Source organism: Variovorax sp. 20P10.2.4 (assembly GCF_058244205.1).
On record NZ_JBZAYE010000030.1, the window covers coordinates 1 to 19,229 of the forward strand.

Annotated in this window: 24 protein-coding genes; 13 read left to right on the top strand and 11 right to left on the bottom strand. The window is 63.4% G+C overall.

Annotated elements, in window-relative coordinates; all coding sequences use genetic code 11:
- Positions 1 to 504: LysR substrate-binding domain-containing protein (locus AC27VN_RS05050; RefSeq protein WP_490875848.1), on the top strand; the 504-nt coding region annotated here is incomplete at its 5' end.
- Here AC27VN_RS05050 and AC27VN_RS05055 read toward each other — a convergent pair.
- Positions 501 to 1,448 carry a hypothetical protein gene (locus AC27VN_RS05055; RefSeq protein WP_490875849.1) on the bottom strand — a complete coding sequence of 316 codons (948 nt, stop codon included), beginning with the start codon at positions 1,446 to 1,448 and terminating at the stop codon, positions 501 to 503. The two genes, AC27VN_RS05050 and AC27VN_RS05055, sit on opposite strands and share 4 nt — an antisense overlap.
- A 480-nt stretch (positions 1,449 to 1,928) precedes the next feature.
- Between AC27VN_RS05055 and AC27VN_RS05060 the strand changes: the two genes are divergently transcribed.
- Positions 1,929 to 2,297: a transcriptional repressor gene (locus AC27VN_RS05060; protein WP_490875850.1), complete on the top strand. Its 369-nt coding sequence runs from the start codon at positions 1,929 to 1,931 to the stop codon at positions 2,295 to 2,297.
- 382 nt (positions 2,298 to 2,679) lie between these two features.
- On the top strand, positions 2,680 to 3,204 hold the full coding sequence (locus tag AC27VN_RS05065; RefSeq protein ID WP_490875851.1) for a hypothetical protein: 525 nt from the start codon (positions 2,680 to 2,682) through the stop codon (positions 3,202 to 3,204).
- Positions 3,205 to 3,336: 132 nt separating this feature from the next.
- Here AC27VN_RS05065 and AC27VN_RS05070 read toward each other — a convergent pair whose 3' ends face one another.
- Positions 3,337 to 3,840, bottom strand: a complete 504-nt coding sequence (locus tag AC27VN_RS05070) for a hypothetical protein (RefSeq protein WP_490875852.1) — start codon at positions 3,838 to 3,840, stop codon at positions 3,337 to 3,339.
- 116 nt (positions 3,841 to 3,956) lie between these two features.
- Positions 3,957 to 4,199: a hypothetical protein gene (locus tag AC27VN_RS05075; protein ID WP_490875853.1), complete on the bottom strand. Its 243-nt coding sequence runs from the start codon at positions 4,197 to 4,199 to the stop codon at positions 3,957 to 3,959.
- 237 nt (positions 4,200 to 4,436) lie between these two features.
- On the opposite strand from AC27VN_RS05075, the gene AC27VN_RS05080 reads away from it, so the two are divergent.
- Both AC27VN_RS05080 and AC27VN_RS05085 read left to right on the top strand, forming a co-directional pair.
- Positions 4,437 to 5,453, top strand: a complete 1,017-nt coding sequence (locus AC27VN_RS05080; protein WP_490875854.1) for a hypothetical protein — start codon at positions 4,437 to 4,439, stop codon at positions 5,451 to 5,453.
- A gap of 28 nt (positions 5,454 to 5,481) precedes the next feature.
- Complete coding sequence (locus tag AC27VN_RS05085; protein ID WP_490875855.1) at positions 5,482 to 5,937, top strand: GNAT family N-acetyltransferase; 456 nt, start codon at positions 5,482 to 5,484, stop codon at positions 5,935 to 5,937.
- A gap of 48 nt (positions 5,938 to 5,985) precedes the next feature.
- Here the strand turns inward: AC27VN_RS05085 and AC27VN_RS05090 are convergent, their stop codons facing one another.
- From AC27VN_RS05090 to AC27VN_RS05100, 3 genes are all read right to left on the bottom strand, one after another.
- Entirely contained in the window at positions 5,986 to 6,747 is a 762-nt protein-coding gene (locus AC27VN_RS05090) for an SDR family NAD(P)-dependent oxidoreductase (RefSeq protein WP_490875856.1), read from the bottom strand.
- A 10-nt stretch (positions 6,748 to 6,757) separates the two neighbouring features.
- The gene (locus AC27VN_RS05095) at positions 6,758 to 7,966 is read right to left on the bottom strand and encodes a Bcr/CflA family efflux MFS transporter (RefSeq protein WP_490875857.1); all 1,209 of its coding nucleotides are present in this window, start codon (positions 7,964 to 7,966) and stop codon (positions 6,758 to 6,760) included.
- 342 nt (positions 7,967 to 8,308) lie between these two features.
- Positions 8,309 to 8,644: a hypothetical protein gene (locus AC27VN_RS05100; RefSeq protein ID WP_490875858.1), complete on the bottom strand. Its 336-nt coding sequence runs from the start codon at positions 8,642 to 8,644 to the stop codon at positions 8,309 to 8,311.
- Positions 8,645 to 8,736: 92 nt separating this feature from the next.
- On the opposite strand from AC27VN_RS05100, the gene AC27VN_RS05105 reads away from it, so the two are divergent.
- The 3 genes from AC27VN_RS05105 to tuf all read left to right on the top strand — a co-directional run bounded on the left by AC27VN_RS05105 (position 8,737) and on the right by tuf (position 11,095).
- A complete protein-coding gene (locus AC27VN_RS05105) occupies positions 8,737 to 9,246 on the top strand; it encodes a hypothetical protein (RefSeq protein WP_490875859.1) in 510 nt (169 codons plus the stop codon).
- Positions 9,236 to 9,508 carry a hypothetical protein gene (locus tag AC27VN_RS05110; RefSeq protein WP_490875860.1) on the top strand — a complete coding sequence of 91 codons (273 nt, stop codon included), beginning with the start codon at positions 9,236 to 9,238 and terminating at the stop codon, positions 9,506 to 9,508. Before AC27VN_RS05105 ends, AC27VN_RS05110 begins: the two co-directional genes overlap by 11 nt.
- 390 nt (positions 9,509 to 9,898) lie before the next feature.
- Positions 9,899 to 11,095: an elongation factor Tu gene (gene tuf / locus AC27VN_RS05115; protein WP_398496169.1), complete on the top strand. Its 1,197-nt coding sequence runs from the start codon at positions 9,899 to 9,901 to the stop codon at positions 11,093 to 11,095.
- Positions 11,096 to 11,174: 79 nt separating this feature from the next.
- Here the strand turns inward: tuf and AC27VN_RS05120 are convergent, their stop codons facing one another.
- Positions 11,175 to 11,609: a VOC family protein gene (locus tag AC27VN_RS05120; protein WP_413763842.1), complete on the bottom strand. Its 435-nt coding sequence runs from the start codon at positions 11,607 to 11,609 to the stop codon at positions 11,175 to 11,177.
- A gap of 16 nt (positions 11,610 to 11,625) precedes the next feature.
- On the bottom strand, positions 11,626 to 12,528 hold the full coding sequence (locus AC27VN_RS05125) for an immunity protein Imm33 domain-containing protein (protein ID WP_490875861.1): 903 nt from the start codon (positions 12,526 to 12,528) through the stop codon (positions 11,626 to 11,628).
- Positions 12,529 to 12,647: 119 nt separating this feature from the next.
- On the opposite strand from AC27VN_RS05125, the gene AC27VN_RS05130 reads away from it, so the two are divergent.
- Positions 12,648 to 13,304: a dihydrofolate reductase family protein gene (locus AC27VN_RS05130; RefSeq protein ID WP_398496165.1), complete on the top strand. Its 657-nt coding sequence runs from the start codon at positions 12,648 to 12,650 to the stop codon at positions 13,302 to 13,304.
- Between the two features lie 111 nt (positions 13,305 to 13,415).
- Here the strand turns inward: AC27VN_RS05130 and AC27VN_RS05135 are convergent, their stop codons facing one another.
- Positions 13,416 to 13,964, bottom strand: a complete 549-nt coding sequence (locus AC27VN_RS05135) for a GNAT family N-acetyltransferase (protein WP_490875862.1) — start codon at positions 13,962 to 13,964, stop codon at positions 13,416 to 13,418.
- A gap of 302 nt (positions 13,965 to 14,266) precedes the next feature.
- Between AC27VN_RS05135 and AC27VN_RS05140 the strand changes: the two genes are divergently transcribed.
- Positions 14,267 to 15,697, top strand: a complete 1,431-nt coding sequence (locus AC27VN_RS05140) for a DUF2314 domain-containing protein (protein ID WP_490875863.1) — start codon at positions 14,267 to 14,269, stop codon at positions 15,695 to 15,697.
- A gap of 46 nt (positions 15,698 to 15,743) precedes the next feature.
- A complete protein-coding gene (locus AC27VN_RS05145) occupies positions 15,744 to 17,120 on the top strand; it encodes a hypothetical protein (protein ID WP_490875864.1) in 1,377 nt (458 codons plus the stop codon).
- Positions 17,121 to 17,131: 11 nt separating this feature from the next.
- On the opposite strand, the gene AC27VN_RS05150 is transcribed toward AC27VN_RS05145, so the two are convergent.
- On the bottom strand, positions 17,132 to 17,461 hold the full coding sequence (locus AC27VN_RS05150) for a hypothetical protein (RefSeq protein ID WP_209540779.1): 330 nt from the start codon (positions 17,459 to 17,461) through the stop codon (positions 17,132 to 17,134).
- A 179-nt stretch (positions 17,462 to 17,640) separates the two neighbouring features.
- Positions 17,641 to 18,186 (bottom strand): winged helix-turn-helix transcriptional regulator, encoded by a 546-nt coding sequence (locus tag AC27VN_RS05155; protein ID WP_296788935.1) that lies wholly within the window; start codon positions 18,184 to 18,186, stop codon positions 17,641 to 17,643.
- 131 nt (positions 18,187 to 18,317) lie between these two features.
- Between AC27VN_RS05155 and AC27VN_RS05160 the strand changes: the two genes are divergently transcribed.
- Positions 18,318 to 18,710 (top strand): nuclear transport factor 2 family protein, encoded by a 393-nt coding sequence (locus AC27VN_RS05160; RefSeq protein ID WP_208514045.1) that lies wholly within the window; start codon positions 18,318 to 18,320, stop codon positions 18,708 to 18,710.
- 4 nt (positions 18,711 to 18,714) lie between these two features.
- Entirely contained in the window at positions 18,715 to 19,215 is a 501-nt protein-coding gene (locus AC27VN_RS05165) for a DUF3237 domain-containing protein (RefSeq protein ID WP_490875865.1), read from the top strand.
- Positions 19,216 to 19,229: the final 14 nt, after the last annotated feature.

Below are 19,229 nucleotides of genomic sequence, written 5' to 3' on the forward strand. Positions count from 1 at the left end.
GAGGCCGTGCCGCTGCGCATGGCGCGGCAGCTGGAGCAGGGCGAGGTCGACCTGTTCTTTCACACCAGCGTGGGCGCGCCGCCGGGCCTGCACCGGCGCGTGCTGTTCCACGAACGTTATGTGCTCGCCGGCCGCGCCGGCCACCCGCGCCTGAAGCGCCGGCCTACGCTCGCGCAGTTCTGCGCGCTCGAGCACGTCGTGGTGTCGCTCAGCGGTGGCGGGTTCAGCGGGCCCACCGACGAGGCCCTGGCCGAGAAGGGCCTCACGCGGCGCGTGGCGTTGTCGGTGCCGCACTTCCTTTTCATGATCTCGGTGCTGCAGACCACCGACATGGTCGCGATGCTGCCCGAGCGGCTGGCGCGCGGGGCTGCGGGGCTACGCGTGGTGGAGGCGCCGCTGGAGGTGCCGGGGTATGAGATGGCGATGCTTTGGCATGAGAGGAAGCATCGGGATGCGGGGCATCGGTGGGTGAGGGAGAGGGTGGTGGAGGGGGTGGAAATTTAGGCGCCAGCTCCCATCGCAAGCTTCTTGTGCAGCTTTGCAGCAAGATCAAGCCTCGCAGCTTGCAGCAGTTCGTCGGACGGAGCAGGGTCAGACAACGGTTTGAACATCTCGGTGATGTTGGCCAGTATTTGGGCGGGAGTCATGATGACTCCCCAAGGAATGGCCCACCAGCCAAGCAATGTGCAGAAGACGATGGAGCCCAGGTTTGCTTTTCTTCCGCACGAATGGCAGCAGATGTGCGTTCGGTTGGTCCATTGAGTGAAGATGCCTGCCGACCAGACCCGGTAGTAGCGCCGCACTTCTGTCTTTGAGCCCGCTTGCTGGCATTCCGGACACGTACCGTTCTTTATGGTGAACGCGTGGCTAAGAATCTCTTCTTTCGAGATGTCCTCTGATATTTCAAGCAGACGCGCATTCCGCAAACATGCCTTGCTGCAGAAGCGCTGCCCTTCATCTAAAAGCGCAGAGAACCTGGCGGAGCTTCCACAGAAATCGCACTCGCTTGTACCTTTGGTCTGCCGATACGAGGCCTTCCTTGCTTGCAGCACGAGCGGCTGCAAAGTCGAGTCTTCGATTCCACGGGATTTGAGCAACAAGAGGATCGCCTCTTTTGCTTCGTCCGCCAAGTCTGTGGTTGCGTATCGTCGCAAGAGGTCCTCGGTTTCGTCATTCCGAAACCGCTCCAAGAAGTATTCCTTTGGATACACGCCTCGATCCCTCGGTGAGCTATAGAAATATTTAACGAAGTGTATCCGGCGACGGCTGCAAGGCATTCCAGCCGGAGCGTTGACCGCCCCCGGGAGATTGAGTTGCTCTTGGGCGGTGTTGGTGAATGAGCGGATGCGGCTTGCTAATGTGGTTGGCCAGTGGTTGGTGACCAACGGAACATGGAGCGCGGGAATGCCGCTGAAATGGGTGCGCCGTTGCGCGCTCACCTTGAGCAAGTTGCCGAGCGTTGAAATAGCTCCCTCGCTTCTCGGGCCAATTCATAGGCCAGTCAGATCACGTTGTTGAAATGCGTTCCTTCCGCATCCTCACGCCAACGACTTCCGCTTCCATGGCAACACCAAAGCAGCGAGTTCAACTGCTCCAGCTTGTTCTCCAGAAGATCCTCCGGCCCCGGCCCCGTGCATGTGGGCGCTACCGCGCTGCGAGATACCGGCGTGCGACGCCGGGCCATAATCCGTCTAGCCATTTGGTGTGCTCCTTTCAAGGTGTTGCACGTCTTGTGGCTAGGCGGCCAGGGTGTGTCAGCATCTTGGCCGTCGCCTTTTGCGCCCCACGTTCGCCGCGATGCCCGATGCATCGACGGCCCGCCGCGAGGCGAAGCGGTTGATTCATTCATCCGCCCGTTCAAGGGGGCGTGTGTGCGGCCTTTCTTGCCCACACAAGCGCATGAAAACTTATCCCCCAAAATGCGCGAAATGAGAAAAAGCAAGGTTCTCCACGCTCGGGTTTCGGCATCACCCTACGACGAGCACTACGAGATGGCTTTCGTCTACTGTGTCGACGTTGCCACGAAATACTGCTTCTCACTGACACGCCTTCCAGATCAGGGCGAAATCGAAGTGATGGTGCTCGATCAGCTCAACGCCAGCGTGGAAGACCTGAACTTGACGCTCAACGGGGACGTTCTCACGGCGCACCTGGATCCGGAGACGGCTAGTCAGCTAGACGGGTTCGATGAGTACGTTGTGAACCTCGGCGTTTCCCATGAAGAACGACGACAGCTGATCACGGCTCTGAAGAAGATCTTCGAAGGCAAGCGAGGCTTCAGGGTGGAGTCTTCGTGAAGGATGGGGAGCCGTCGATCAGGTCGAAACTTTAGTCAGACCCCATGGAATCCATTGAAAAATTTTCATACCTTTGGGACGGCTCAGAGCCTGGCTGGGTTGTTGTGCACCACTCTGAAGACAGAGAAGTGCTCCATGCCGTCTTCGCGGATGGCGGGCCGAGCGTTTCCGAAGTCAAGGCCCTGCGATCGGTTGTGCCAGATCTCGCAGAGCGAGCTGCAGCCTAAGTGCTTGCTCTTCTGAGAGGAAAGACGGAATTCGGCCTGGGTGAGTTTGAATCGAGTCGCGCGAAGGTGCTTTGCAAGCAATGCAAGGCGCTTGGCCTTCGAGTCGCAGGTCGTGGGTACGAGGCGATAAGCTTCAGCCTCATCAATGTGAAAGCATGACAACCGGATTGCCACCGCTATGGGTCAAGCATCCCGATCTCCCTTGGGGGAGTTTGGGATGGCGCATGGGCTGGGGTGAGGTCTACTGGGAGGATTGGAGAAGCTTCTTTCTGGCATTGGGCGAAGAGGACCGTCGGCGCTATAGAGAGGTTTGGCCAGAACCCGAGCCCTGGCAGGGTCTGTATGCATTCATCGAGACCGGCGAGCCTCCGCCCTGGGTCGTCGAGCACAAGAGGAAACTGGCTGGCCCCTATCCTTTGCCGAGCACGGACGAGGCCCACATCTCCGAGTACTACCGAGTTGTCTGGCTGATCAGGCAGCACTTGATCGAGCTGAGCAGTCAAGAAGTGCATGCGCGAGTTTCTGAGTCCGCTCTCAGGCAGGCGCGTGGCGAAGACCATCTGGCTTTCTATGCCGAGCCGAATGGTTCATGGTGGCGTTTATCCACGCTGAAGGCGGGAGGGTGGCTGCTGCAGAGACTTGCTGCTTCCCACGAGTCACGCGCTCCGTCGGAGCAGTAAGGCTCGATCGGTGCAGGGCCTGGGCGCACGAGCTGTCCAGCTGTGCTTTGGCAGGAGTAAAGCTGCCGCGTCGGTGACGGCGACATAGCGTGCAGTGGGTCTTGCGATCGGCTTGCCCCGGCGCTCTCTGCCTCAGCCGGCGATTCGAACCTGCACCAGTACCACATTGGACGAAAGCGCGCCTCTTTCGACATGCACCCGGTAGTCCGCATTCCTCTGAGGTAAGCGAAGTACCGCCATCAGGTCCAGGTCGAAGCGCACCTGTCCCGTCATCCCGGAAACCTCGTGCGGCTGCCTGGGCGGGCGCTGCATGGGATTGGGTATCTCGTTGTCTTGCGGTGCCGGCGCGGGAACGGGGCCGGCGTAGCGCTGGCCGGTGGTGCTGTCCACCGCAACAAGCCTCATCTCGGGCGGGGTGGGCACGACGATGGGCATGACTGCCAGCCCGCACACCCACACAACGGCGTTCTGGCCAGGCTTCGACCGGACCAGGGGAGGTGCCTCGATGACGATGCCTTGCCACCCCGGATCGCGAGGGGCGGCCGGCGCGCACGCCGATGTCTGGGACAACGGCATGCCCATGATGCCCAGGCATGTGGCTGCCAGAAGCCATTGGAGTTTCTTGTGCGCAGTCACAGCGCGTCACTGTGCGCACGGCGGCTGGCGTGCGCCAGTATCGAAAGTCACGCCGGCCTTTGCCGCCTCGCTGCTGCCTGAGGCCCAACGTGAGCAATGGCTGTAGGCCGCCGTTTTCAGCTTCGAGCCCAAGCGATGAGCTTCCATACCGCAATTGCCGCCGACACGACGAGGAGGGCGATGGAGACCAGTGATGTCGTGATCAGCGCGCTGCCATAGCCGGAAACGGGATCGTTGCACTGAAAGCCACCAAAGCCGAAGGCGCAGTAGCGCTCGTATATCGTGTTGGATGCGGTGAGAACGACGGCCAGGACCACCGTCACCGCAATGCTTATCGTGGGGAATCGCTTTGCACTCATCGGTGTGTGGCGTCAGTGATTTCTTGTACTTGGCGCGAGGAATGATCGCCGCATCGGAACCATCGGACAAGGCCAACCGTGGCAGAACTCGCGAGTCGCACAGAGGAATGACTTTAGGCACTGGGAGGCTCATGAAAAAGAAGCTAGCTTCGTTGGTGCCCGAGATGAGCGGGCTGCCTGCAGGTTCGCGGGGCGGCTGCCGCCTATGTCCGATCTGGCGAGAACATCGAGCCCGCCTTGCGCATCGTCAAGAACAGAGAGGATGAGGAGTTGGACGTCGACCCCGCGCTGCCGGCACCTTCCGGCGATGGGCTTGTCCTGTCGATGGATTCGATACGGCTGCAGACGCTGCCGCACGGCTACATGTCTTCGGCGATCAAGAGCATCGCTCTTCTTCTGGGGCTCATGCCGCTGGGGATCGCGGCGTGGTTCTGCTCGATGCTCGCCGACGCATTTCGGCAAGACACGGCCGACACGGCCTTCGTGCTCATCATGTCGGTATCGGTCGCCGTGTTTGCGCTGATTGCCGTTGCCGCGTTGGTGCAGGCAGTGACTGCGCCCTATGCGTTTCCTACGCTCTTCAATCGAGCGACCGGCAAGGTCGTTCAGCTCAGGGGCAGAGAGCGCATCGAGGCGCCATGGGCGCAACTGGTTCCCCAGGTGGACTCAATCACGGTGGGCGGCGCGCTGCGTTACCGTCTTTGCCTGAAGGGGCCAGCGGAAGTCGGTGCCGCGCTGATGATCCTCGCGAGCAACGCAAACAACAGTCCCGCCGATTGCCTCGCGCACTATGAGTTTCTGCGCAGGTACATGGCAGGCGACTGGCAGTGGCTGCCGAAGGTCGAATGCCTGGAAGGCATCAGAAGGCCGCTGTTGCAGGAGTTCAGCAACAACCTGTGGACGCAGATGACGAACTACCGGCCATGGGATGAAAGATCCTTGCTGGAAAAGGTGCTGTCTTCAGGCGCGTTGCTGTTGATCTCGCTGCTCTGGTGGCCGATGCTGCTGCTGACGCTGATCGGCTCTCGTCTTGGAAGGCTGCCTCGCTTCTCGGCGGCCGATCTGGGTACCTGCTCGGAACCGCTGCAAGACGTCGCGCAAGAACCTCTCCCTGTGTGCATTCTCCCGGCGCCTGCATTGGGGGGCACGGAGCGGGCGGTCTATGTCGCGATCGCAGCGATCTCCACGGCTGCGTGGTGCTGGCCTGGTGCGGGCGTACTCGCGAGAATCGCGGACATGGCCTGCGCGCTGTAAGGTACCCGACCCACTGTCCACGCCGAACATGAAAATCCGCAAGCTCCTCGAGACCGACCTGCCAGCGTTGCTCGATCTCTACCAGCACCTTCACGAGACGGACGATCCACGGCCCGCCCCGGTTGTCGTCGACGCGGTCTGGAAGGAGATCCTGGCAAGTCGTCACTTCCACTACTTCGGTGGATTCGAGGGCGCCGAGTTGGTCTCCAGCTGCAATCTGACCTTGATTCCCAACCTCACGCGCGGCTGCAGGCCCTACGGGGTCATCGAGAACGTGGTCACGCATGCGGCGCACCGCGGCAGAGGTTACGCAAAAGACTTGTTGGCCCAAGCGCTCGACACGGCCTGGGCTGCGGGTTGCTACAAGGTGATGCTGATGACCGGTCGGAAGGACGAGGCGACGTTGAAGTTCTACGAGTCGGCCGGCTTCGATCGGCACGGGAAGCAGGCCTTCATTGCGAAGCCCCCTGTGGAGGCCGGCTAGCCTTCTCATACAAAGTGCTGGCGGCCATCACAGGCGCTTGCGACCCACCTAGGTCAGATTCAACCCGCCGTCCGACAGCAGCACTTCGCCGGTGAGGTAGTCCGAGGCAACCAGCATCGCAACGGCGTGCGCAATGTCGTCCGGGCTGGCGGCCCGGTGCATGGGCGCACGCTCGCGCCACAACTCCTGTGCGGCGGTCCAGTCGGCGGTGAGCGGCGTGTCGACCAGACCTGGCGCGACGGCGTTGACGCGAATGTCCGGCCCCAGCGAAAGTGCGAGCAGGCGTGTCATGTGATTGAGCGCGGCCTTGCTGACCGCATAGGGAATGGATGCGCCCTTGGGGCGAACGCCCGCGTGCGAGCTGATGTTGACGACGCAGCCCGCTCGACGGCGCAGGGCGGCGTCACGCAGGGCCGGCTCGGCCAAGGCAACCAGATGGAACGGCGCCACGACGTTGACTTCGTGGAGCTCATGCCACACCGCGGAAGTGGCGGCGGCGAGGTCTGCGTGCGGAATGACTTTGCTGATGCCGGCGTTGTTGACCAGCACGTCGAGTTGGCCCCACGCGGCAATGGCTTCGCTGATGAGCCGCACCCTGTCGGCTTCTAGGGCAAGGTCTGCTTGAACGTAGATGGCCTGCTTCATCTCGGCAGCCATTGCACGGCCTGTCTCCGCGGAACTTCGAGAGTGAAGGACCACGGCATAGCCCGCGTGATTCAGCTTGCGCGCGATGGCGGCACCGATGCCGGAAGTGGACCCCGTGACCAGCGCGACACGGAGCGTGGGATCGATGGTCGGATTGACGTTCATCTGGAAAACCTCAGTCTGGTTGCGATCGAATGCACCGTTGCCGCCGCTCCGAACGAGCGATGAACACGGCGATGCCCAGCGAGAGCAGCGACGTCGTCGACATTGCCGCGAGCAGGGCGTTGCGTGGATGGGACTCGTCGACGAACAGCCCGGCCGCAAAGGCCGTGGCGCCGGCACCGATGGCCGTCATGGCCGAAGCCAGGCCCAGCGCGGTGCCGGCGAAGCCCCCGTGGACCGACAGCACCCGGCTGTTGGCCGCGGGCATCGTCAATCCGTTGCCGAGTCCCACGCACACGCAGGGGCCGAAGAACGCGAGTGGATGAGCAATCCCCAGCACCGCCAACGCCACGGCCGCCAGCAGGCCAGCGCAAGTCAACAGCCGCCCTGCAATGATGAACCGGATGGGCTGCCACCGGTGTCCGCAGCGCGCGAGCGTAAAGCTTCCGACGATGAAGCCCGCGGGCACCAGTCCCATGTAGGCGCCGACCATCGCGGCGGAGGTTCCATAGGTCTGCATGGCCACGGCTGGCGCGCCGCCGATGAAGACGTAGAGCGTGCCGATGGAAGAGGCCATGCAGAGTCCATAAGCCCACAACTGCGCGGAGCGAAGCAGTTGGCCGTACCCGTCGAGCTGTTTAGACATCGTCGTGGAGCGATGGTGGTGGGTCTCCGGCAGGTAGCGCAGGGCCAGACAGAGAGCCGCTGCGCCCATGAGCGCGAAAGCGGCGAAGTTCGCGCGCCAGCCCAGCCAGTTGTCGAGAATGCCACCCGCGGTGGGGCCGAGCATCGGGGCGATCGCCCAGGCGGACGAGACATAGCCGATCTGGCTGACCATCCCTTCGCCCGCCGTGTCCCGGATCGCGGCCAGCGACATGGCGTATCCGGCAATGGCGCTGCCCTGGAGCAGCCTGCAGGCCAGGAACACTTCGATGCTGCGCGCGAAGAAGCATCCGATGGAGCCGATCACGAAGACGAGCAGCGCGACGATCAGAACGGGCTTGCGCCCGAACCTGTCGGACAGCGCGCCGGCGATCAGGTGCGTCAACGCAGTGACCACGGCGTACCCGGCCACGGCGACATTGACCGTCGCGAACTCGGCGTCGAACTCCCTCGCGATGCTTGGCAAGGAAGGAACGAACATGTTCAGCGGCAGAACGCCGAGCGCCGACAGCGCAATCAGCAGCCAGAGGGGTGGGGCGTTTCGATGATGAGGGGGCACGGGGCAACTCCTTTGCGCGCATTCCTCTTGCGGGGATGCGGTGACCTGACAACAAGAGCCATCCGTCGAGGATGGGTACGTGGTGGCTCTCGTCGGGTCAACAGGAGCTGGGAGCTCATCGGGCCTTTGGGGCTGGATGAGGGTGCGTGCGATTTGCTACGCAGCGAGTTTGTGGGCTCGGCGGAGTGGACTCTACACGATGAAGGCGTTGGTCGTCGCATTCGTTCCTCGCCTACCGAGCGAATGCGGGATAGTAGACGGTAGGAAGCGCGTGATACCTTGCGGTTAGATTGAGTCAGTACGGTGAATATTCTTCCGTAGAGGAAAGATCGCCACCGTACATCACCATCGCCTTGGACTCCAATTCCAGTGTGCCGCTGATGTCCCAGGTGGTCGAGTCAATCGCTTCGAGACGGCAGCATTCCTTCCACCGACAAGCCCTACGAAAGAACCATCGATGGTTTGATAGATGCCGGCGTAGAGCGCACGAAATTGATCTGCTTCAAAGACAACCGGAGCCGCCGAACAGAGCCTGTCGATCTCATCAGAACCTTCGCCCAGGCACTCCTCTATGCAGACCTTCCATTGTTCGATTTCACGCAACTCCACCATATCCACACAAAATCGGTTGAAGTCTCTAAGCTCACCGTTAGGACCGTGTTGTCGGATGATGATCATGGTGTGACGGATGATGTCCTCTCGGGACCATTGCGCTGGAACGAGAGAGTGCCTCTGAAGCAATTCGGTCGCCCAAAGATGCTCGTTCGAAAGTGAAACTACGCGAAATCGTCAGCTTGGTCTACATTTTCTCAAACTTCATCGACAGTCTCGTTGTGACCTGGGACTCCAATAAAACCGAATCGACCATTCTTCAGTTGAACGAGCTTTGCACCTCGATCAAGACTGCGGAGCGCCAATTCATGGTGTCCGAGACCACCGCCCTGCAGCTCGAGGCGGCATACCATCGACTTCTTCGGTTCCTGCAAGAGAACTCGGCTCACCAGAAGCAGCTGGAGCGCGAGCTCCAGACCATGGTGGCCGAATTTCGTCATGCAAGAGTTCGGCCGCCTCGACTTTCAATCGACGCGCTGGCCTTCTGCATGCACTCGCTCAGATGGCCCGAGGTCTTGCTCGCTATGCAGCGCGAGCACCGTGAGTTCTTCGCGCCGAGGCAAGACGACTTGCCCTGGCGCCTGATGGATGCCTACTCCGCCGATTGGAGCGAAAGGCATCGCTATACGTACTATGCTGCGCCGATACAAGATCGCAATGCGACATGAGTCGGCTATTGCGAGTTTTCCCGTCAAATCCACGGGCTCCTCAGGTATTGACATTGCAGCGCGCACGCAACGCTCCCATTGCCGCAACGCAATTGCAGTGGTAGCCTCCGTGCCCCAAACATTGATCAGCCATAACACTGCGGCCAACAACCGGCCGCACCAGAACATCATGAAGCAGTTCCCGACCACCGAACAAGCACCGAAGACCCGCGAAGCCGCGGCCGTCTCGCTGCGTGCCGAATTCGCAGAACTGCTTTCCTAGAGCCTTTCATACCTGGAGGCTCGGCCTCCGTGTTCCACAAGACCCGGTAGGCCTCGAGCCACCGGGTTTTTTGTTTTTCGCCTGCCCCTTTTTGGAGATCCGGACATGAGACTCGAACGAGAACGTCTTCCTTCTGCCGCATTCGCTGCCGGCGCGGCGTCGTGCGTCGAATCCGTGGAGTGGTTCGTGTAGAGCTTCCAGGCCCTCGTGTGCCTGGAGGTCCATCCTTCAGGCCGAAAAGAAAGCCTGTCGGGTGGTCCACCCCGGCAGGCTTTTTTTCGCCCGCATGGCGGGCATTGCGAGTTTGGTGCGCGCGCACCGCAACCCGCCGAGCGTTTCGCCTGGCCAGCGAATCGCATCGGCTTTTCAACTCTGAAACTGGAGAAAAACATGATGAACAACAAGGTTCATGTGAATGTCGGAACCATCGGTCACGTCGACCATGGCAAGACGACGCTGACGGCTGCGCTCACCTTCGTGCAGGCCGCTCGCATCGGCGGCCGTGCGCTGTCCTACGGGCAGATCGACAACGCGAAGGAAGAGCGCGAGCGCGGCATCACGATCAATACCTCGCACGTCGAGTACGAGTCGGACAGCCGCCACTACGCACACATCGACTGCCCCGGTCACGCCGACTACATCAAGAACATGATCACCGGCGCCTCGCAGATGGACGGCGCGATCCTGCTGGTGGACGGCACCGAAGGCGCCGCGCGGCAGACCATCGAGCATGTGCTGCTGGCGCGCCAGGTGAACGTCGGCCACATGGTGGTGTTCGTGAACAAGATGGACCTGGTGGCCGCGAGCGACCGCGCGGAAATCGAGCAACTGATCGAGATGGAGATCGGCGCGCTGCTGGCAGCGCACGGTTACGACGATGCCCGCTTCGTTTTCGGCAGCGCGCTGAAGGCCCTGGCCGCCGCCGAACGTGGCGACCTCGCAGGTGCCGACGTGCAATGCATCGTCGAGCTCGTGAACGCGCTGGACTCGCGCATTCCGGATCCGGTGCGCGACTACGCCGCGCCGTTCATGATGCCCGTCGAAGGCGTGCACACGATCACGGGCCGCGGCACCGTGATCAGCGGCCGTGTCGAGCGCGGCGTGATCCGCGTGGGCGACAGCCTGGAGATCGTCGGGCTCAGCTCGGTGGGCGACGAGAAGGTGGTCGTCACCGGCGTGCAGTCCTTCCACAAGGACGTCGCCGAGGGGCGTGCCGGCATGAACGTCGGCCTGCTGCTGCGTGGGGTCAAGCGCGACGATGTCGTGCGAGGCCAGGTGGTCGTGAAGCCCGGTGCGCTGAAACCGTACCGGACGGGGCGTGCGCAGGTCTTCGTGCTGAGCAAGGACGAGGGCGGTCGTCATACGCCGTTCGGTTCGGGCTACCAGCCGCAGTTCTTCTTCGGCACGACCGACGTGACGGGTGTGATCCGCGTCGACACCGAAACCGGCCTGGTCGAGCCGGGCGCGCAGGCCCAGATCAGCTTCGAGCTGAACAAGCCTGTGGCGATCGAGAACGGCATGCGGTTCGCGATGCGCGAAGGCGGCAAGACCGTCGGCGCGGGGATCGTGACCGAGGTGCTGGGCTGAAAGGCTGAGGCCTGTTTTCCCCTGTCGTCCGCTTGGCGGGCGGCAGGGGTTTTTTATTTGGGCGCGCGTTGTGCCACGCCTACCCGAGTTGCTCGGCCAGCCCCACGATGATGCCCTCGGGCCCGCGGATGTAGGCGAGCCGGTACGACTCCCCATATTGCATCTGACCGATGATCTCGGCGCCATGGGCCTGTATGCGCGCAACGACATCATCGAGGCCATCGACGGCGAACATCACGCGGCGAAGTCCCAGGGCGTTCACCGGCGTTTCCACGGGCCCGAACCTCACGGCCTCGGGCGTGTGGAACTTGTCGAGCTCGATGCCTTGGCCATCGGGCGTGCGCAGCATCGCGATGGTGGATTTCACGTTGCCGAGCCCGACGAGCTTGCCGACGTCGGGCCCTTCCACCGTGGTCTGGCCCTCGAGCGCGAGGCCCAGTTCGATGAAGAAGGCCTTCACGGCCTCGAGATCGTCGACGACGATCAGGACGTTGTCCATTCGCTTGATGGTCATGGCTGGGATCCCTTTGTCAGGCGTGCGCCTGTCTGGCGCGGTTCAGTTCGCTCAGGTAGGAGCCGGGCTTCTGCTCGATCTCGCTCTCGGGCCCCAGCACGGCGATGACGGGCCCGTTGATGTAGACCTGAAGCTCCGCCGGCACGGCGAAGAACTTCACCAGGTCAGGCCGGTCGATGGCCAGCTGATAGAGCGAGGTCTTCGTGAAGCGCGATGGGTCTTGAGAGCCTTCCTTGTCGTCGAGATCGCTGAGCCACCAGCCAGAGTCGTTCGCGTCGTGAGGTTCCGCGCGCGTGAGCAGGATGCGCGACGCGGTCTTGTACTGCACGTGCACCACGACGCTGCTCTGCAAGGAAGGAAAGTCCGGCGCGACCTCCGCGACGAGGCTCTCGACGACGTCCTTCTGGTTGCGCAGGTGCATCAAGGTGCTGTCCACCGAATCGATGAAGCGCACGGGGATCTGCTGCATGTCCGGCTCGGTGATCCGCAGGAAACCGTCGTCGGTGTCCTCGATCATCGTGTACATCCAGCCGACCTGAAGGCTTTGGCCGCCACTGAACTTCTCTCCCTCCGCCACCCGACTTTCGAGGAAGTGGAGGAACCAGGCGACGTCCGCATCGGGAATGGCCTTGTTGCCGACGCGAATGCGGAATTCGGGGTGACCGAAGCGTTGGCAGCCTTGGGTCGTATGAACCACCTCGGCTTGGGGTTCGGCGGGCTTGCTCTTGCCGAGCGATGAGAAGAGGGAGCGCAGGGACATGGGGATCTGTTCGGAGCGGGTGGTGCCGGCGCGAGCGTGGCAGACCAACGAATGAATCTCATGGTTTTCCGAGCCATGGCGGCCTCGGGAGGCGTTCTGCATCCTAGCTGACTCCACGCGCCGGATGACCATATCGCCCAGTGCCGCGCGCTCGCGCATCGTGTGATCTCCGCTGGCGCGCTCCGTTCTTCGAACCTTCTTATTACCAACAACGTCGTCGCCTTTCAGGAGCACCGAGCGCTAGACTGCTCCTCCCTCTTTTTGCAGGAGACGACAGCATGTCCCGATTGCTCGTGCGCAGCTTCGGCGTTTCGCTCGACGGTTTCGCCGCCGGCCCCGATCAGAGCTTGCAGAACCCGCTGGGCGTTCGCGGTCCCGAACTCATGAGCTGGTTCATGCCCACGCAGGTGTGGCAGCGGATGCAGAAGGGGAGCGAGGCCAAGGGCGAGACCGGTGTCGACAACGAGATCGCCGAACAGGGCTTTGCTTCGATGGGCGCCTGGATCCTCGGGCGCAACATGTTCGGGCCGGTGCGCGGTCCCTGGCCCGACGAAAGCTGGAAGGGCTGGTGGGGCGACGAGCCGCCGTACCACGTGCCGGTCTTCGTGCTGACCCACCATGCGCGCGCGCCGCTGACGATGCAAGGCGGCACCACCTTCCACTTCGTGACCGGTGGCATCCACGAGGCGCTGGCACTGGCGCGCGATGCCGCGGGCGGGCGCGACGTGCGCGTGGGTGGCGGCGTGGCGACGGTGCGTGAATACCTGAAGGCCGGGCTGATCGACGAACTGCATCTGGCCGTGCGGCCGGTGCTGCTGGGCCAGGGCGAGGCGCTGTTCGAAGGGCTGGATCTTCCGGCGCTGGGCTACAGCTGCGAGCGGCAGGTGGCGGGGGAGCGGGCTACGCACATGTTTTTGCGGCGCAAGGCGGCTTGAGGCGATCGAACGCGAACGCGGGTCGTTTCTGCTCTGCCTGCTTGCAATCCATGAACCTTGGCGAACCCGGCGTCGAGCCAAGGCAACACTTCTGTGTCGACGTCCTCACCACTACCGGCAGGTCGCATACACGAGACAGTCGCGTGGCTCGGCACCGAGGTTCGGATGAACCGTGAAACGGGCGAGCCGGCCTTCCAGCAGGAAGCCGCTTTTCTCCAGCACCCGCGCCGACGCGCGGTTGTCGACATCGCAGCTCGCCTCGACACGGAATATCTCTGGCAGTCCTAGCGCCTCGGCCGCGAAGGCCCGAACGGCTTCGGGCATCAGGCCCTGACCCCAATAATTGCGGGCAAGCACGTAGCCGATGTTCACGATGTGCCCCTTGGTACGTGCCTCGAGCATTCCCACGAGCTCACCGCTTGTCTTCAGGGTAATGACGTAGGGACGGGCCGAACCAGTGTGCCAATGAGCGACGCATGCCGCGACGAAATCGCGCGTTGCGTCCTCGGATGCGTGGGGACGCCACACCATGTACTGCGCGACTTCTGCATCCTGCGTGTACGAGGCATACATTGCCGATGCGTCGGAAAGCTCGGGTGCGCGGAGTTCGAGGCGCGCGGTCTGGATGCGGTCGGGAAGCGCGGGAGGAGTCGGGGTCATCGGTCATGCTCGCTGGGAGAACGGCAAATGGGTCATTCGACCGCTTGAAACGGTGGGAACACAAGCCGTTTTCGTGATCGTGGTTCCACATGAAAGATCTCCGCATGATGTTCGTGAGCGAAGGGTCTTCAATGGGCCGCATTGTGCCGGCACCGCGAACGACAGGCTTTGAGAGTCAGCAGTTTGGCGGCCTGCCGCCGATGGCCGGATCTCCCTCGTGGACAGTGCGCCACATCGGTTGGGCGTTCGTCACGAAACTCCCCCGACAATCCGCCAACCCTTCACCACCCAGACTCGGAACCATGCGCCTCCCGCCCAAGTCGCTCCGTCCTCTCCTGCTCGCGGCCCTGCTGCTGTGCGCTCCGGCGCTTGCACCGCTGCCTGCGTTCGCACAGGCACAACAGGCCGCCGCACCCGCCACCGCCCCCAAGCCCGGCACCCCCGTGCCCGCAGGCTCGCCGCTGCAAGCCGGCCCGGTCCACGCGCAGTTCGCGATCTACTACGCGCCGCGACCCAAGGCCGATCCCATGGCCACGCTGCGCAGCCGGCTCGCCAAGCTCGGCGATGCTCCCAAGCTGCTGGCATCGTTGCCGAAGCCTTCCGAGGTTTCCGCCCCCGTGCTGTTCGCGAACTGGAACACCACGACCGTGCAACAGACCTATCGCGCACCCGAGATGGAGATGCTGCAGCGTTTCGGCCATGGCATCACGCGCGAGCAGGCCGAAGCGCTGCAGGGCAGCAGCCAGGCGCTAATCATCGATTTCGCGCATCCCTCGAAGCTGGCGCTGCCGGCCATGCGCAAGGCGCTCGAACTCACGCTGCAGGTAGCGCGCGACACCAACGGCTTCATCTGGGACGAGGAGACGCGCGAGCTGTTCACGCCCGACGAATGGCAGAAGCGGCGCGTCGACTCCTGGGCCGGTGGCATTCCCGACATCGCCTCGCAGATCGTGATCCATGCCTACCAGGCCGACAACAAGCTCGCGCGCGCCATCACGCTGGGCATGGGCAAGTTCGGCCTGCCCGACGTGGTGGTGAGCCAGTTCTCGTGGTCGATGAACGGGCCGATGGGAACGCTGGTCAACGGCTTCGCGCAGGCGATGGTGGAGGGCGCGCAGATCGCGCGGCCCGGCCAGTTCGACCTGGACCTGCGCACGCTCAAGCAGGGCGGCCTGCGCGACCCGAAGGACAGGGACGCCAAGGGCACCACGCCCGCCAGGCTGTCGCTGGTGGTGGGCACCTGGGAGAGCGGCGATCCGCGCAACCGCCTCTACGAGATCGGCTTCGACCGCTACCCGGGCCCCGACCGCTCGGCGCAGCAGGTGGCCCTGCTCAAGAGCACCTTCGGCGCCGCCGACGATTCGGTGTCACGCATCAAGCACAACGAGGAGATCCTCGCGGCCAGCAAGCTCGCCCGGGCGCAACTGCCCGCGCTGCGCGACGCGTTCGCCAAGGGCCTCGCGCCAGGCGAATACATCCTCGTGAAGGCGCCCTTCATCACCCGCAGCGGCGGCAACGAGTGGATGTGGGTCGAGGTCACGGGCTGGAAGGGCGACGCGATCGACGGCATGCTGAAGAACGAACCGGTCGAAGTGGCCGGCCTGCACGCGGGGCAGATGGTGAAGGTGTCGCAGGCGAAGGTGTTCGACTACATGCGGCGCTATGCGGACGGGCGGGAGGAGGGGAACGAGACGGGGAAGGTGATTCAGCGTGGGGTGGCGGGGAAGCGGTGAGCGCGCAGGCCGAGCAGGGGAATGCCGTGATGGAGACTCGCGCGCCATGATCATCAAGGCTCTGTTCGGTGCGTCGATCGCGTTGGCGGCGTGCATGGCCCAGTCTCAGCCGGCGCGCTACTACGAGTACGTGCTGTACCTGCGCGCAGCGGCACCTTCCGATTCGGAGGCCCGTGCCCGCGCGGTGCTTTCGTCCCGGCGAGCCCTGCTGCATCGAGCGAGCGATCCCGCAGGGGTGCGAGCCTGGGATGGCAAGGGGCTCATTCCTGTCGCGGTCGAGCCGCACAGCTTCAAGGGCAAGCCGATCGATCGGGCGAAGATTTCGGAAACCGGCGAGCCGTTGCGTGAGGTCCTCGGTGTGGCGGCGTCACGGCCGGTGTCCGCGCTGGCTGTGATGGTGGGCATACCGCAGGCGGCGAGTGTTCCAGCCTATGTCGAGGCTTCGAGGTTCGCCGCAGATATCGCAGCGGCAGTGGATGCGCCGGCCTTTCTCGACGGCGAGACGGGTGGCGTGCTGCAAGCGGTCTCCTTGAGCGACCGGCTGCGACTGGGGCGATCGGCAGATGGCGCCCTCGTTTCTGCGTCCAATCCGCCGCGTCTCGAGACCATCGATGCCTTCACTTTCGAGGCGCTGCACGGTACCGGATGGCGTACGAGGGGATTTCGCAAGCTGGGTGTGCCAGATGTCGCCGTGGTCGACTGGATGCCTGGAAAGCTGCTGCCCTTCTGGGAGATCGAGGCAGTGGGGAATCTGCTGGTCAGCGGCAAGATTTCTGCGGCGCCCGGCTCGGAGTTCACTGTGCGAACCGACGATCCTGAAGTCGCGGCGACGCTGTCGGGCTTTCGAAAAGGTGCCTCGGCATTCTTGAGATTCGCGCCGGCACCCCTGTCCAGTGCTTCCTTGTTGCAGCTCGAGTTTCCCGGCCAATCAGGCATGCATCTCTACGAGCGCCAGATGTTATTCATCGACGCGCTGCTGCCTTCGAATTACCTGGCGCTCGGTGCAGGGCCGGCGCGAGAGCTTTCGATGGCGGTGGCACGCGTGAAGAGTCGGCTGCCCGATCTTCGAGGCCACTACGCTTCGCTCAAGGCCCAAGGCACACGCGTGTTCATCGGCTTGGACATGGCGGCAGCTGTCAAGAACTCGACATCGCCGCAGCGCGAGGCCAAGTGGGCGCTCTGGCACGAAGTATCGGCGTGGACACCGGACGGCCGCGTGATCGCGCGCCAATGGGATGGCGACCCGCGTACCGGCGGTTCGCGCGCTCGTTTCAACCCTCCGATCAAGATCGGCAGCATCGAGCACAGCGATATCGAGAGCGATATTCCTGAAGAAACGATCGAGGACGTCTTGCTGATCGATCGAGGGGGCCGGACCAGCGGCGGCGAGGCCACCGATCTCGCGACGCGAAATCGCCGCTGATGCGCAGGCCGCTAGCGACCTGATACGGCGGCCTCGCGAACACACCGGCTCATGAGTGCGTCGCGACGGCCATCAGCCAACAAGGGCCGCATCATGTCTTTGACCCGCTTGTCGAAGCCGGGCGCCGCCATCGTGTCCTTGACGTCTTCGGGGGCCAGCTTGCCGAGCGAGTTGCCGAGGTTGCGCTCATGAAGCTCGGCGTTCGCAGGATCGATCTGCGTGCAGGCTCGCTGAATTGCAACGGCCGACAAGACGGGCAATTCATCCAGGAACTGGAGCGGCTTGGCGAAGCAATTCGATGCGGCAAGCAGCAGGACGAAGACTGGTAGCGTGCGTCGCATGGGCGTGACTGCGGGTAGATCGTGTGAAGGCGAACGGAGGACTGGGGAATTCTATGCAGCCTGCAATGACATCGCGTGGAGGGACATTCGAGGTGTCTCCATGGAACCGGGCCAAGTACACCCATATGTGATGACGGAGCCCTTGCAGTGATGAAGCGGCGCGCGTCGCGAGCCCGGCCCTACACCCGCCCCGCCTTGAACGCCTGCAACCGCTCCCGCCGCTCCGCATCGAACGACCCACTGAGCCGCGCCGACAGTTCCTCCCGCCGCATCTCCTTCCCGCACGACTGACAGGCCGGCCCCAGCCCCGGGTCCTGCCCGCACGGGATGTGGGTATAGCGAATCGCGACCTCCTCGTGTTCGCCCTTGCACCATGTCTCGCCCCAGGCGCGCAGTGCGAGGAACACGGGGTGGAACGAGATGCCCATCGGCGTGAGGTGGTACTCGTGCCGCGGCGGGCGCTCGCTGTAGAGGCGGCGCTCGATCAGTCCTTCGGCCTCCAGCTTCTTGAGACGGCTCGCCACCATCTGCGGCGTGGCCTGGGTCTGCACCTGGATCTCCTCGAAGCGGCGATTGCCGAGGAACAGCTCGCGCAGCACGAGCACGGTCCAGCGGTCGCCGACGATGACCTGCGCGCGCGCGATCGGGCACAGGGTCGAATGCGCATGCGTCGCCTCGTGCTCGGCGGACGCGGGTGGGGACGATTTTTGGATCATTGCCGGCATCATACCGCTTGTCACTATGAAAATCATAGGTATAGTCGCCACCGTTCGCGAGGCGACTTGAAAACCGCCTCGCGCACCGCGGAGTCGATAGGACTTCCGCGAATGCAATCGACCCCATCGAAAGGCTTCTCATGTCTGAACCTGTCAAGTTGGATCTCGCTGCCATCGCCGATCGCTACGCCTCGGCCTGGCTCTCCCACGACCCCGAGGCGATCGTGGCGCTGCATGCGCCGGACTCGACCTTCCAGGCGCACGGCCGCGGCACGGCGGTGCGGGGCAACGACGCGTTGCTGAAGGAGTTCGGCGAAGTCTTCGAGCGCTATCCGGGCTTCGGCGTGGAAACGCGCCGCCTGTTGCTCGGTGACCGGCACTGGACGCTCGACTGGACGCTGACCTTCCAGCCGCCGGGCAAGGAGCGCCGTGGCTTCCATGCGCTGGATGTGGTCGAGGTCGATGGCGACGGGCTCGTCACGCGCAAGGACACCTTCTTCGACTACGCGGAAATCAAGGCCGCCCTGAGCTGATCCCATGAGCGCCATCCTCCACAAGCAGCCACTCTTCGAGCAGCCGCTGTTCGAAGCGCTGCCGATCCGCCATCTGTGCGACCTGCAGGTCGATCTCGAAACGCCGATCGTCGTGCCCACGCCGCGCGGCACGCTGGTGCCCTACATCGGCAAGGGCGGCCGGCTCGAAGGGCCGAAGCTCAGCGGCCAGTTCCTGCCGGGCAGCGTCGACTGGGTCGTGATCGGCGCGGACGGCATCAGCCGGCTCGACATCCGCGGCGCCTTGCGCACCGACGACGGCGCGCTCATCTACTTCGAGAGCAAGGGCATCGCCAGGCTGCCGCCCGACGGCAGGGCGCGGCTGGCCAAGGGCGAGCGGCTCGCTTTCGGCGAGACCTACCTGCGCACCACGCCCAAGCTCGAGACCTCGGACGAGCGCTACACCTGGGTCAACGACCTGGTGCTCGTGGGCTACAACGAGCTGTCGGCAGGGCGGGTCGACTTCCGCATCTATCAGCTGCTTTGATGCCGTGCGGCCCC